The organism is Taibaiella lutea, from assembly GCF_008629695.1.
In the GTDB taxonomy this organism is placed as follows: domain Bacteria; phylum Bacteroidota; class Bacteroidia; order Chitinophagales; family Chitinophagaceae; genus Taibaiella; species Taibaiella lutea.
The window spans coordinates 984,502-997,088 of the sequence record NZ_VWSH01000001.1; the positions used below are offsets into that span (position 1 = coordinate 984,502).

Consider the following 12,587-nt stretch of genomic DNA (forward strand, 5'->3'; position numbering starts at 1 on the left):
TACAGTTTAATTAAAGCTTTTCCATAAAATGAAGCATTACGATTAATATCAATCCTATCACAAAACCGCTCATGGCGCCGAAAACCTGAAACAAATATTTTTCTCTTTTCAGGTTCTCGTTTAAAATAGCGCTAATTTTCTCTTCCGGAATTTCTGCCAGCTTAGTGGTTAAAGCTTTTTCAAAATTCATTTTATTACCCAGATTACCTATAAATTTATTTAAAAGGCCGGGCAATAGACTGTCAATTTCCTCCATCAATGCGGTTTTCATCATGCCAATTGTCTTTTCGCCAATAAACATGGCTATAGTCGGCATTTTCTCTTTCAGCTTTTCATTCAGAAAATGATCGATGTGCCCTTCAATAAATGGCCTCACAGACTCCAATTGCTGAGGGTCGGTCAATTTTGAAGCCAATTGATCAATATTAAAGACTTTGTCTGAAACATATTTACCGGCCTTACTGCCTAATGAGGGAAGCTTTGAAGGCAATACGTTTTTAAACAAATACTGAATTAAGACAAGGTTAAATATCCAGCCTATTACAGCTGCTATAAATGGAAAGCAATAAATCATGGCGCAAAAGTAAACATGAATTTGAAATGACCATAAATTGAAAGCAGAATAACAAGAAAAAAAACAACATAACACATGAAAGTATATAAATAACAATACGACACTTAACCGACATTATTATTTTTTATAGGCGGGAACTCATTTAAGTGTAAACTCTCATTAACATATTTTTTATTAAAAAAAACTACATCTCTTTCCTATAATGCTTAATTTGTAAAAAAAATTGTAACTACTCATTATTTTTTAATTACTAAAAAAACAAGAACAGATGAAAAAAATCTATTTATCTCTACTGAGTGTTGGATTATTAGCAAGCAGTGTTCTGGCGCAAACACCGGAAAAAAAATCAATGGCTCTGATTAATAAAATTACAGGCGTTAAGTGTTACTACTGTGGTGAATGGGGTTGGGATATGGCAAAAGAGGTGAGTGAAGCAACAGAAGGCAAAGCGCTTTTTATGGAAGTTTTTGTGTCTTTTGGTGGCGACAACTCTTTAGCAAGCCCGGATGCTGTTGCTTTGAATTCAGCCTGGTTAAGCCCGGGTTGGGGTGGCATTCCTGACTTTGGTGTAAATGGAGTTGGGATAACTACAGGTTCAATAACTAATGCAACACTTACAGGAGCTGTCAATACTTTCGACGCTACTGACCCCGTTGCAAGCCCTGCAAATAAAATGACAATCAGCGGTAACACAATGACTGTAAATGCAAAAGCTCAGTTCTGGTCTGCTGCTTCCGGAGAATATTATCTTGCTGCCTATATGGTTGAAGATAGCATTGTATGGGAACAATCAGGTCCAATCGGTGCAAGTGGTCCTGTAGCGCATCATGATGTGCTGAGAGGCTCTATGTCAACAGGTATGTCATTTGGAGAGCAAATTGCCAACGGCAGTGTTACTGCTAATCAAACCTTTGATAAAACTTTTACTTTCAACATTACAGACGCAACATGGAGAAAAAGTAAAATGAGTGTTTACACTGTTATCTGGAAGAAAAACGGAACCAAATATGAGTTTGTTAATGCCAGCAAAACCAACAATGGCACTACTTCAATTGAAGATGTGATCAATACGGCAAGCGTGGATATTTTCCCTAACCCTGCAATGGGTAGTTTGTTTGTAAGTATGGATGTTGTAAAATCCTGCACTGCAACTTTCAATATTTGCGATATAACCGGTCGTCAGCTAAGCAGCACAAGTACGATGTTAAAACAAGGCAATAACAAGCAAACTTTGAACACAGCCACTCTTACTCCTGGCCTATATATTTTAAATGTACAAACTGAAAATGGTACTATTCAGAAAAAGTTTGTAAAAGGATAATAAAAATATAAAAAGGTTAATGAAAGGGAAATGGCTGCTGTCATTTCCCTTTTTGCTTATGTTTATATGCCTTTATTTACATCTCTCACAGACAAAAAACATTAACTTTGCGCGTCTTTTAAAATTACAATTCTCTATAAAATGATACATATTACACTACCCGATGGTTCTGTTCGTGATTACGAAGCAGGCGTTTCGGCTCTCGATGTGGCAAAATCCATCAGCGAAGGTTTAGCGCGCAAGGTTTTGGCCGCAGAAGTAAATGGTGCTGCGGTAGATGCTTTCGGCCCTATTAATAACGATGCTTCCTTGAAACTACTGACATGGGACAATGACGGCGGCAAATCAACGTTCTGGCATAGTTCAGCCCACTTAATGGCTGAAGCAATTGAAGATATTTTTCCGGGAACGAAATTCGGTATCGGCCCTGCCATTGAAACAGGTTTTTATTACGATATTGATTTAGGCGACCGTAAGATTGAAGAAGAAGATTTGCGTAAAATCGAGAAAAAATTTAAGGAACTCGCTTCCAAAAAAGAACAATATAAACGCACAGAAGTATCTAAAGCAGATGCTATTAAATACTTTACAGAAAAAGGCGATCAGTATAAATTAGAGTTGATTGATGGTCTGGAAGATGGTAAAATCTCTTTCTATCAACAAGGTAATTTTACCGATTTATGCCGCGGACCGCATATTCCGAATACAGGTTTTATTAAGGCTATAAAGCTTACGAATATTGCCGGCGCTTACTGGCGCGGTGACGAGAAAAACAAAATGTTGACCCGTATTTACGGCGTTACTTTTCCTGCGCAGAAAGAACTGGATGAGTATTTGCTGATGCTGGAAGAAGCTAAAAAGCGTGACCACCGTAAGCTTGGTAAAGAACTGGAATTGTTTGCCTTCTCTGAAAAAGTAGGAAGCGGTTTGCCTTTGTGGTTGCCAAAAGGCGCTATGCTGCGTCAGCGTTTGCAGGATTTCTTACAGAAAGCACAGCTTGAAAGTGGTTACCTTCCTGTAATTACACCACATATCGGAAATATCAATCTATACAAAACTTCAGGCCACTATGAGAAATACGGTGCCGATAGTTTTCAGTCTATTAAGACGCCGCATGAAGGTGAAGAGTTTTTCTTAAAACCGATGAACTGCCCGCATCACTGTGAAATTTATAAAACATCACCTAAATCTTACAAAGATTTACCGGTACGTTTTGCAGAATTCGGAACTGTTTACCGTTATGAACAAGCAGGGGAATTGCATGGCCTGACCCGTGTGCGTGGTTTTACTCAGGATGATGCGCATCTATTCTGCCGTCCTGACCAGGTGAAAGACGAATTCAAAAAAGTAATCGATTTGGTATTGTATGTATTCAAATCATTAGGTTTCACAGAATACACTGCACAGATTTCATTGCGCGATTACAGCAATCTGTCTAAATATATTGGTGATACCCATAATTGGGATATTGCCGAAAATGCCATTCGTGAAGCCACAGCTGAAAAAGGTTTGGTAACGGTGGAGGAAGAAGGAGAAGCTGCATTCTACGGTCCGAAACTTGACTTTATGGTACGCGATGCCATTGGTCGTAAATGGCAGTTGGGAACCATTCAGGTGGATTACAATTTGCCTGAAAGATTTGAGTTGGAATACGTGGACAGCGACAATACCCGTAAACGCCCTGTAATGATTCACCGTGCACCGTTCGGTTCTATGGAACGCTTTGTGGCGGTACTTTTGGAACACTGTGGAGGTAATTTGCCATTATGGTTAGCGCCGACACAAGTAAAAGTGTTGCCTATTTCCGACAAATTCCTGTCCTATGCAAAAGAGGTGGAAGCAGAATTGAAAAAGCTTGATATCAGGGCAGAAACCGATGAGCGTCATGAAAAAATAGGCAAGTTAATCCGTGATACAGAATTAGAGAAAGTACCATACATGCTTATTATCGGTGAAAAAGAAATGAACGACAGAAGTGTAGCTGTACGTCGTCATGGACAAGGTGATTTAGGTGTGGAATCTATTGCTGATTTTGCTATGAGAGTGATAAAAGAAGTAAGTGAAAAGACGGATAAATAGAATCACAAATTTCAAATAACAAGCTTCAATAAGACCTGATAACAATAGTTGTTAGGTCTTATTTTTTGTAAATTTGTAAAAGAATTAAATAAAATGCAAGATAAACCAGATATACCCGGCAAGTTTCTATGGGAATTTGATACAGCAACTTTCAATTATCATAAATCTTACAAAATCGTAATTGAAAGAGTATTAGAACGTGGTAATTTTGAGCATTGGAAAAGTATTATAAGCTTTTATGGGAAAGCCAAAATTTTAGAAACAATTGAATGGAGTGCCCAATTAAGTAATTATGATAAAGAATTTTCGAAACTTTTATTACAATCTGAATTGGTAAATGTTGCATAAAGATCCGTTCATTATAGCTCCCGAAACTTTCAAATTAATACAGGAACTTCAGAAAATTGAAGAATTAAATTCGTTCAATTTGGTTGGAGGTACTGCTTTAGCATTAAAACTTGGACATAGAAATTCTATTGACATAGACCTCTTCACGCAAAATGAATTTGATACAGCATTTATTATTGATACACTCCGTAACTATTTCAAGATTGAATTAAACAAAACTTTCAGGAATGGAATTCTATGTTATATCAATGATGTAAAAGTTGATTTCATCCGGCACAATTATCCTTTCATTAATGAACCCCAGAATGAAGAAGAGATTACTTTTCTCTCTTTAGAAGATATTGCTGCTATAAAACTACATGCTATATCTAATTCCGGCAAACGATTGAAAGACTTTATAGATGCTTATTTTTTGTTAGGGCAATTTACATTAAATGAAATGTTACATTTCTATTCTATTAAATATCCTGATTTTAATCCTGTAATTCCCGTAAGAGCCATTAATTATTTCGAAGACATTGACCCAACACTTGATCCTCCTTTAATGAAGATACCTTTGAGTCTGGATAAAATTAAAAAGCGAATCAAAGAAGCCATTATACATCCTAATAAACGCTTTTAGGATGCAATATCTATTTTACTATGAGTTCTGGGTTTATTTTTTTTGCTTTGTATGTATCATACAAATTGTCTTCCTGTTTATTTTAAAATTCAACAAAAAACAATTTAACAATCCTCAACCATTAAACAATCCAATACCTGTTTCCATTATCATCTGCGCCAAAAACGAGGCACAAAATCTGCAACAATTCCTCCCTTTTGTTTTAGAACAGGATTATCCCAAAGATTTGTCTGAAGTCATTGTAGTCAATGACCAATCTGTTGATAACTCAAAAGAAATACTGGAAGCACTTGTTGAAAAATACCCGCAATTACACATTCTTAATATTCCTGTCGAAACAATAAAAACCTTACCGGGCAAGAAATTTGCATTATCAAAAGGTATTGAAGCTGCCAGATTCGAGAGGCTGTTATTGACAGATGCAGATTGTAAACCATCTTCGGATCAATGGCTGCGCAAAATTTCTCAAATCTCAAACCTCAAACCTCAAATCTGTCTTGGTTACGGAGCCTATGAAGCTAAATTTGGTTTGCTAAACAAATTCATCCGTTGGGAAACGGTCAATACCTGTATGCAATATGCTTCTTACACTGCTATAGGATTACCTTACATGGGTGTAGGCCGGAATCTTTCTTACGACAAATCACTGCTAAAAGATTTAGATAAGGATATTGCTTTTCAGGAAGTATATAAGCATACACCTTCCGGCGATGACGATTTATTGATCTGTAAAATTGCAACCAAAGAAAACACAAGCGTGTGTTTAGATAAAGATGCCTTCACCATTTCTGTACCGCAATCAACCTGGAAAGACTGGTGGAAACAGAAAACAAGACATTCCAGCACCGGAAAATATTACCCGGAGAAAGTGAAAAGCCTATTAGGCTTATACGCCATAAGCCATAGTTTGTATTGGTTTCTGGGAATCATTTTAATCAGTTGGAGTTTGAAATCCGGAACTTTTCTCTTGCAAAGCAAAATTTGGAATTTGGCCGTTTTCTTATTTCTGCTACGACTGTTCCTTTATTGGTTGAATGCAGCAAAATGGTACAGGCAACTCAACGAAAAAAAAATATTGCTGTTTTATCCGCTCGGAGATTTGGGATGGGCTATCTATAACGTACTTTTGTCGCCATATATCTTTTGGAAAAATAAACAGAGCTGGAAGTGAGCTGAAGGAAAGTTGGCAACTTTTTCGGAACGCATTCTTTTAAAAAATAAACATGGAAGTAATCTTAAAATACTTCAGTGATTTCACTGAAACGCAAATAGAACAATTTACCAGGCTAAAGGATTTATACATAGAATGGAATCAACAAATCAATGTCATTTCGCGTAAAGATATTGACGAATTATATACACGTCACGTATTGCACTCCCTGAGCATTGCTGCGGTTTGTCCGTTTAATCCCGGCATGAAGATTGTCGATATTGGCACCGGTGGTGGTTTTCCCGGCATTCCGCTGGCTATCTTTTATCCTGAAGTCGAATTTCTGTTGGTTGATTCTATTGGTAAGAAATTGAAAGTGGTACAAGGCGTTGCTGATGCCATTGGTTTAAAAAATGTGAAAATATTACATTCGCGCATGGAAGAGATTCCGCAGCAAACTTTTGACTTTGCCGTATCCCGTGCTGTGGCTCCTTTGAAAGATTTATGGAAATGGTGCAAACCTTATATTCAGAAAAGAAAATCGACAGAACTGGCAAATGGATTGATTTGTCTGAAAGGTGGCGATTTAGCACAGGAAATCAGCGAATCGGGTTTACGCCCCACTTTATGGGATGTGGACAGGATTTTTCCCGAACCGCATTTTAAAGATAAATATGTAGTTTGGGTTGGAAAATAGTTTTGAATACATGATGTAAGATTCTGATTAAAAGCAATCATCATTAAAAGTGCCTTAATCATTATCATTTTTATTGCATTCTTACAGGTTTTAAAACCCTGTAAGAATTAACCGAAGACTATATTTTTATCATTCACCACATTTTCTTCTCTAAAACACCAATTCCTTGAGTTATTCCATTCAAATAGAAAATCTGCGAAAACATTATCCGGGTGCTGAAAATACAGCATTGCAGGGGCTTTCGTTGAATTTCAAAAAAGGAATCATTGCGGGTTTATTGGGGCCGAACGGAGCTGGCAAAACTACTACCATATCTATCATTTGCGGTTTGGTAAAAGCCGATTCGGGTCTTGCAAAAGTCCTGGAGCTCGATTGTTCAAATGATATTATAGAAATCAAGAAAAAGATAGGCGTCGTACCACAGCAATTTGCTTTGTATCCGCAATTAACAGGAAAAGAAAACCTGGAGTATGTAGGCAGGCTTTATAATATTCCTTCCAAAAGTCTGAAGGGAAAAGTAAGTGAAATGCTTGCTCACTTCGGATTGGAGAAACATGCAAATAAACGTGTAAGTCAATATAGTGGAGGCATGAAGCGAAGAGCCAATATAATTGCCGGATTATTACACAATCCTGAATTGTTGATTCTGGATGAGCCGACTGCAGGCGTAGATGTGCAATCGCGCAACATGATCCTCGATTTCCTTAAACAATACAATGTGCAGGGAAATACGATTATATATACTTCCCATTTATTGGAAGAAGCGGAAAAGATATGTGATGATGTAGCAATTATTGATGAAGGGAAATTAATAGCACAGGCAAGCCCGAAGCAACTGATAGCATCCGCCGAAGGGTGCAACAGCCTCGAAGATGTCTTTCTTTTTTATACAGGCCGAACCGTAAGAGAATAACCATTTTTCACCTTGACCAGCTTAAAATATAAAACAAACAAAAGAATCTCGCTGCTTGCTTCCGGACTAAAATACATCATTATTCCGGGTGCAAACGGCGCGAATGCTTATGAAGTCACCTCAACATTCGTAAAAAGCATTAAAGACATCCGTTTAACGGAAAGGGCAGCGGCCATTTCATATAATTTTCTGCTGGCCATTCCGCCAAGCCTCATTTTTCTTTTTTCTTTAGCTACTTTTCTGCCACCCGCAACGGTGCATGATGTAGTGCTTAACTCTATTCAATCCCTATCACCAAACCCAAAGCTGTTTGCAGCCTTAGAGGCTATCATTACAGACTTTATGAATAATAAAAAACGGGAGCTTCTTTCTTTCGGTTTTTTATTTACCGTCATCGTTTCTTCAAACGGCGTAATGGGTATCCTGCGCAGCTTCGACCGCGACTCACCTGCTCAGATAAAAAGAACGGGCATAGCCAGGAGATGGAAAGCATTATGGATAACACTCGGACTCATGTTACTGTTATTAATATCCATAACAGTCATTATCATCCAGACAAGCATCATTGACAAATTTATAATGGAGCATATCGGCAACGCAGTTCTTATAAAAATACTCAGTGGCTGCACTTTGTTCCTCGTGCTGTATTTTGCAATCTGCATTTTGTACAAATACGGCCCTTCTTTAAACCAGAAATTTCCGTTCTTCAGCACAGGCGCACTTCTTGCGAGCTTATTATTCGTAATGATATCCATTGGTTTCTTTTTTATCGCAAACAACTTTATTAACTACAATAAAGTTTACGGATCTATAGGCACACTACTGATGCTGATGATCTGGACGTTCATTACAGGACTTGTGATACTCATTGGTTATGAAATCAATCTCACCATCCTTTTGTTTGCAGAAAAGAAAAAGAATATTGCCGCAAAGGCAAATAAAGGCAGTTCAAAACCCTGAACGCTCCTTTCAACTTAGCTTTAGGAAATTTTTTCTGTAAAAAACAGCTAACTTGCTGTAGATAATTTTCTATTTAACCATTTCATTCCAAATACGATTATGAAAGGAGCATAAAAATCAGCACGCTGAATTATACCCAAAGCGATAATAATTTTTATGTGAATTCCATCTTACTTTTAAAAACAATAAAAAACAAACAGATGAAAAAGATATTGAGTTTATTTCTGGCTGCAGGCATTAGTATGGCCACATTTGCACAGGAAAAAAGCATGCCTATAGGTACCAAACTTCCGGCAGAAGGCTATCAGACAACCAATGTTTTTGATGGTAAAATCATGCATCTGCCGGATGTAAAAACAGAGAAAGGATTGCTGGTCGTTTTCACCTGCAATACTTGTCCTTTTGTAATAAGAAATATAGAACGCACCGGCCAAGTGCTTAAATATGCGCATGAAAAAGGTTTGGGTGTTGTATTTATCAATTCCAATGAAGCCCAGAGAAATGATGCTGATGCGGTTAAGTCTATGATTAAATTCGGCAAAGAACATAATTACCCTAATTACCTCGTCGATAAGAAATCAGCCCTTGCCGATATTTTCGGTGCATCGCACACACCCGAGGTTTATTTATTCAACGGCGCACAGGCACTGGTGTACAAAGGTGCGATGGATGACAATCCGGCCAATCCTTCAGAAGCAAAAATCATGTACCTGAAAAATGCCATCGATAATCTTTTGGCAGGAAAAGCCATCGATCCGGCTGAAACAAAATCTGTGGGTTGCAGCATTAAAAGATTGAATTAATTCAATCCTCCCTTCAAGATATAATTTCATTAAGACCACAGAGAAATTTTTGCTTACAAATATTTTATCCATATTTGCGCTTCTATGAGCCTGCCTGAAATAGAACAATTATTTAAAGAACATTACGAAGCGCTGTATCGTTACGCCTTTTCTATTTTGAAAAATGAAGAGGACGCTAAAGATGTTTTGCAAATCGTGTTCATTAATCTTTGGGAACGCAGGGAAACATTGCATATCAACAGCTCGTCAAAAGCATACCTCTACCGCTCTGTTTACAACGAAAGCCTGAACTATATCAAGAAAGAAAGCGTTCGCCAGAAACACGAAACCGGTGCTTTCTCTTTACAGGAAAATCCGGGACAGGAAGATGCAAACGAAGCCGGAATATGGGAACAGAAAATCAACAAGGTTCTGGAGCAGATGCCGCCGCAATGCAAGGCTGTATTTCTCAAAAGCAGGATAGAAAACAAAAAATATGCCGAAATAGCTGCCGAACTTGACATTTCCGTTAAGACAGTGGAAGCGCACATGAGTAAAGCTTTAAAAATAATCAGGGCAACAATAGGGGTTTTATGGCTATTGAGTTGTCTTCCGTTAGAATCATTAAATTAATCAGAGGTGGAATTTGATATAATCATAAAATACTTTGCAGGAAAAGCAACACCTGACGAAGCCATGCAAGTGGATGATTGGGCAAATGCTGCCGAAGAAAACAAGCTTTTTCTCGCCGAGACACACGCTTCATGGCTGGCGGCGGGAGAAGAAAACTATCAGGTTCCCGATATTTCCAGAGAATGGGAAAGTCTCCAGTCAAAAATCAAGCCGCAAAACGTTCAGGAACTTAAACCAGGCAAATATATATGGCCGGGCAGGATTGCAGCATTCCTGGCTGTTATTGTTACCGCTTTTGCAGGCTACTATTTATTCAATACACGCAATCAGAATTTACCGACTTTAACCGCTCAGGCAAACGACAAGGGAATAGAATTAAACCTGCAGGACGGCAGCCATATTGCGCTTGAACCGCAAGGCGCATTGGTTTATCCGGTTACATTTGCAAAAGATACCAGAGAAGTTACATTAGTGGGAAATGGTTCATTTGATGTGAACCATGAAGCAGAAAGACCTTTTTACGTCCACATGGGACAATTGCATATAAAAGTGCTCGGCACCTCTTTTTCTGTCAACAGGAAAAAGGAAACCATCGATGTTTCGGTAAATAAAGGCCTTGTAGCATTTTACAATGACAAAGATACTTTGCTGATTCCTGAAGGAAACACAGGAAGCTATATCAAAGATGACAGGAAATTTGTCTTGAAGCCATTTACAGGCTCTTTCCTGTTTAACAACACACCGATGAGCGAAGTTGCTTCACAAATTCAGGCGCATTTCAAAGTTAAAGTTCAGTTTGGCAATGCAGCATTTAAAGACTGTAAACTAAGCGCGGGCTTTGAGAATCAGACATTGAAAGAGATATTAATCGCTATTTCCGCTACCTTCAATACCGAATACAAAATAGAAGGCAATGTGGTGCAGCTTTCCGGCAATGCTTGTAAATAATTCCATGAAATACTTTCTGGTTCTGGTGCTTTGTCTGGCATCCATCACATCGATGGGTCAGCAGACAAATCCCATGTTTTACAAAGAGATATTGCTGACGCATAAGCCTTATACCTTACAATCCATTACCGAAGAAATACAAACCCAAAGCGGCATTTCCTTTTCTTATAATGCCGACAATATCAATCCCGGTACAAAGATTAAAATAAAAGGCGACCGTATAACGGTAGCAGAGGTTCTGGCATTGATAAAAAAGCAAACCGGCATTTCCTATAAAATAATCAGTCAGCGGCATATTATCTATACAGCCGGTGCGGGGAAAAAGCCCGCAGCATTCAAGCCAAAGAAAATAAAACATCACACACAGCGAACGGAGCAAGACGCCGAAGAACCCTTGCTTATAAATGAACCTGCCATTGCAACCCGTTCTTTCCGGACCGCAAAGACAACCACTTTTACAGATACTGCAACCGATGCAACCATTGTTGTTGTGGGCGATTCCGGTCTGGTGGCCAATTATTATTTTGGCGGTGGCGGCTCAGGCGGTGGCGGTGGTAACGACGAAACAGAGGAAGAAGAAATGGCTGCGCCCATTCCCGAACGCAAATGGCGGAGAGGTACTTCCAAAAGCTACGGAAGTGATAATTCCGGCGCAGGAAATAAAACATTACATTATCTGGGCAATAACCTGCTGTTGTCACCAGGCATATCGGTCGATGAAGTTTATTACTGTAATCCCACTTTAAAATTCGGCATGAATTTTATTTATGGCATTGCTTCCTATAATATCGGCGGCGGACAAAATACCTGGCGTTACGGCATTGGCGGTTCGGCCAATATTGACGAACACTGGAGCATGCATTTTGTGATAACAACAGGACAATCTGTTTCAAAAGCATACAGCATTCCTTCTTCAATAGATACTTCTGTTGCTGCCACACCATTGACAGCCACTTCCAAATTGATGCGTTATGGCATCAGCACGCATTATAATTTCGGCGGCGGACTTGCAATAGAAGGCGGATTGACATTCAATTCGCTCAAAACAAATTATACGAGTAACGGAAACCCTGTTTCGCTCAGCGATATCCTGCCCGCAGGTTATGATGCCGACAAAAGATATCCGGGCATAAAACCGCCTTATACGCTTGGCAACAGCTATACAGGTAGCAGCACAGGCAATACTAAAACCTGGCTGGGCATTCAGCTTACATTGCTGTATCAATTACGCTTCTCGGGAGAATAGGGGGTTAGTGGATAGTGGTTAGTGGATAGTGGATAGTGGATAGTGGATAGTTGATAGTGGATAGTGAGTAGGGAATAGGGAATAGGCAATAGTGAGTAGTCAATTGTGAATAGGGAATAGTGAGTAGGGAATGGTCATTTAACGTGCTCTTACGCCGTCGTTGGTATTTTTCACCAACAACTATTTTATAGAATCCTTATAGGGTTTGAGAACCTATAAGGATTGGCTTACTCATTTTACGCTGTTGTTAGTGTTTTTCACCAACAACTATAAAATCCCTATAGGTTTTGAAAACCTATAGGGATTGGCTTACT

Annotated in this window: 13 protein-coding genes; 12 read left to right on the plus strand and 1 reads right to left on the minus strand. The window is 38.7% G+C overall.

The window, feature by feature from the left end:
- Positions 1–10: 10 nt before the first annotated feature.
- On the minus strand, positions 11–574 hold the full coding sequence (locus F0919_RS04190) for a hypothetical protein (RefSeq protein WP_150031457.1): 564 nt from the start codon (positions 572–574) through the stop codon (positions 11–13).
- Positions 575–842: 268 nt separating this feature from the next.
- Here F0919_RS04190 and F0919_RS04195 point away from each other — a divergent pair, with 268 nt between their 5' ends.
- From F0919_RS04195 to F0919_RS04250, 12 genes are all read left to right on the plus strand, one after another.
- Positions 843–1,895 (plus strand): T9SS type A sorting domain-containing protein, encoded by a 1,053-nt coding sequence (locus F0919_RS04195; protein ID WP_150031458.1) that lies wholly within the window; start codon positions 843–845, stop codon positions 1,893–1,895.
- Positions 1,896–2,036: 141 nt separating this feature from the next.
- Entirely contained in the window at positions 2,037–3,974 is a 1,938-nt protein-coding gene (gene thrS / locus F0919_RS04200) for a threonine--tRNA ligase (RefSeq protein ID WP_150031459.1), read from the plus strand.
- Positions 3,975–4,067: 93 nt separating this feature from the next.
- On the plus strand, positions 4,068–4,322 hold the full coding sequence (locus F0919_RS04205; protein ID WP_150031460.1) for a DUF6922 domain-containing protein: 255 nt from the start codon (positions 4,068–4,070) through the stop codon (positions 4,320–4,322).
- Complete coding sequence (locus tag F0919_RS04210; RefSeq protein ID WP_150031461.1) at positions 4,312–4,944, plus strand: nucleotidyl transferase AbiEii/AbiGii toxin family protein; 633 nt, start codon at positions 4,312–4,314, stop codon at positions 4,942–4,944. The genes F0919_RS04205 and F0919_RS04210 overlap by 11 nt, the downstream gene beginning before the upstream one ends.
- Position 4,945: 1 nt before the next feature.
- Positions 4,946–6,115, plus strand: coding sequence for a glycosyltransferase (locus tag F0919_RS04215; protein ID WP_150031462.1), 1,170 nt, complete (start codon positions 4,946–4,948; stop codon positions 6,113–6,115).
- Positions 6,116–6,167: 52 nt separating this feature from the next.
- Entirely contained in the window at positions 6,168–6,791 is a 624-nt protein-coding gene (rsmG, locus tag F0919_RS04220; RefSeq protein WP_150031463.1) for a 16S rRNA (guanine(527)-N(7))-methyltransferase RsmG, read from the plus strand.
- A gap of 166 nt (positions 6,792–6,957) precedes the next feature.
- Positions 6,958–7,704 carry an ABC transporter ATP-binding protein gene (locus tag F0919_RS04225; protein ID WP_190277253.1) on the plus strand — a complete coding sequence of 249 codons (747 nt, stop codon included), beginning with the start codon at positions 6,958–6,960 and terminating at the stop codon, positions 7,702–7,704.
- A gap of 12 nt (positions 7,705–7,716) precedes the next feature.
- Entirely contained in the window at positions 7,717–8,664 is a 948-nt protein-coding gene (locus F0919_RS04230; protein WP_150031464.1) for a YihY/virulence factor BrkB family protein, read from the plus strand.
- A 200-nt stretch (positions 8,665–8,864) separates the two neighbouring features.
- Positions 8,865–9,467, plus strand: coding sequence for a redoxin family protein (locus F0919_RS04235; RefSeq protein ID WP_150031465.1), 603 nt, complete (start codon positions 8,865–8,867; stop codon positions 9,465–9,467).
- 84 nt (positions 9,468–9,551) lie between these two features.
- Positions 9,552–10,079, plus strand: a complete 528-nt coding sequence (locus F0919_RS04240; RefSeq protein ID WP_150031466.1) for an RNA polymerase sigma-70 factor — start codon at positions 9,552–9,554, stop codon at positions 10,077–10,079.
- A gap of 6 nt (positions 10,080–10,085) precedes the next feature.
- Positions 10,086–11,027 (plus strand): FecR family protein, encoded by a 942-nt coding sequence (locus F0919_RS04245; protein WP_150031467.1) that lies wholly within the window; start codon positions 10,086–10,088, stop codon positions 11,025–11,027.
- On the plus strand, positions 10,993–12,273 hold the full coding sequence (locus F0919_RS04250; protein WP_150031468.1) for an STN domain-containing protein: 1,281 nt from the start codon (positions 10,993–10,995) through the stop codon (positions 12,271–12,273). The genes F0919_RS04245 and F0919_RS04250 overlap by 35 nt, the downstream gene beginning before the upstream one ends.
- Positions 12,274–12,587 lie beyond the last annotated feature (314 nt).

What these genes read in the sequence shown, in the direction of transcription:
- F0919_RS04190 (WP_150031457.1), bottom strand. Translation starts at nt 574, where the DNA reads ATGATTTATTGCTTTCCATTTATAGCAGCTGTAATAGGCTGGATATTT.
- F0919_RS04195 (WP_150031458.1), top strand. Translation starts at nt 843, where the DNA reads ATGAAAAAAATCTATTTATCTCTACTGAGTGTTGGATTATTAGCAAGC.
- F0919_RS04250 (WP_150031468.1), top strand. Translation starts at nt 10,993, where the DNA reads ATGTGGTGCAGCTTTCCGGCAATGCTTGTAAATAATTCCATGAAATAC.
- F0919_RS04205 (WP_150031460.1), top strand. Translation starts at nt 4,068, where the DNA reads ATGCAAGATAAACCAGATATACCCGGCAAGTTTCTATGGGAATTTGAT.
- F0919_RS04235 (WP_150031465.1), top strand. Translation starts at nt 8,865, where the DNA reads ATGAAAAAGATATTGAGTTTATTTCTGGCTGCAGGCATTAGTATGGCC.
- rsmG (WP_150031463.1), top strand. Translation starts at nt 6,168, where the DNA reads ATGGAAGTAATCTTAAAATACTTCAGTGATTTCACTGAAACGCAAATA.
- F0919_RS04240 (WP_150031466.1), top strand. Translation starts at nt 9,552, where the DNA reads ATGAGCCTGCCTGAAATAGAACAATTATTTAAAGAACATTACGAAGCG.
- F0919_RS04215 (WP_150031462.1), top strand. Translation starts at nt 4,946, where the DNA reads ATGCAATATCTATTTTACTATGAGTTCTGGGTTTATTTTTTTTGCTTT.
- thrS (WP_150031459.1), top strand. Translation starts at nt 2,037, where the DNA reads ATGATACATATTACACTACCCGATGGTTCTGTTCGTGATTACGAAGCA.
- F0919_RS04210 (WP_150031461.1), top strand. Translation starts at nt 4,312, where the DNA reads ATGTTGCATAAAGATCCGTTCATTATAGCTCCCGAAACTTTCAAATTA.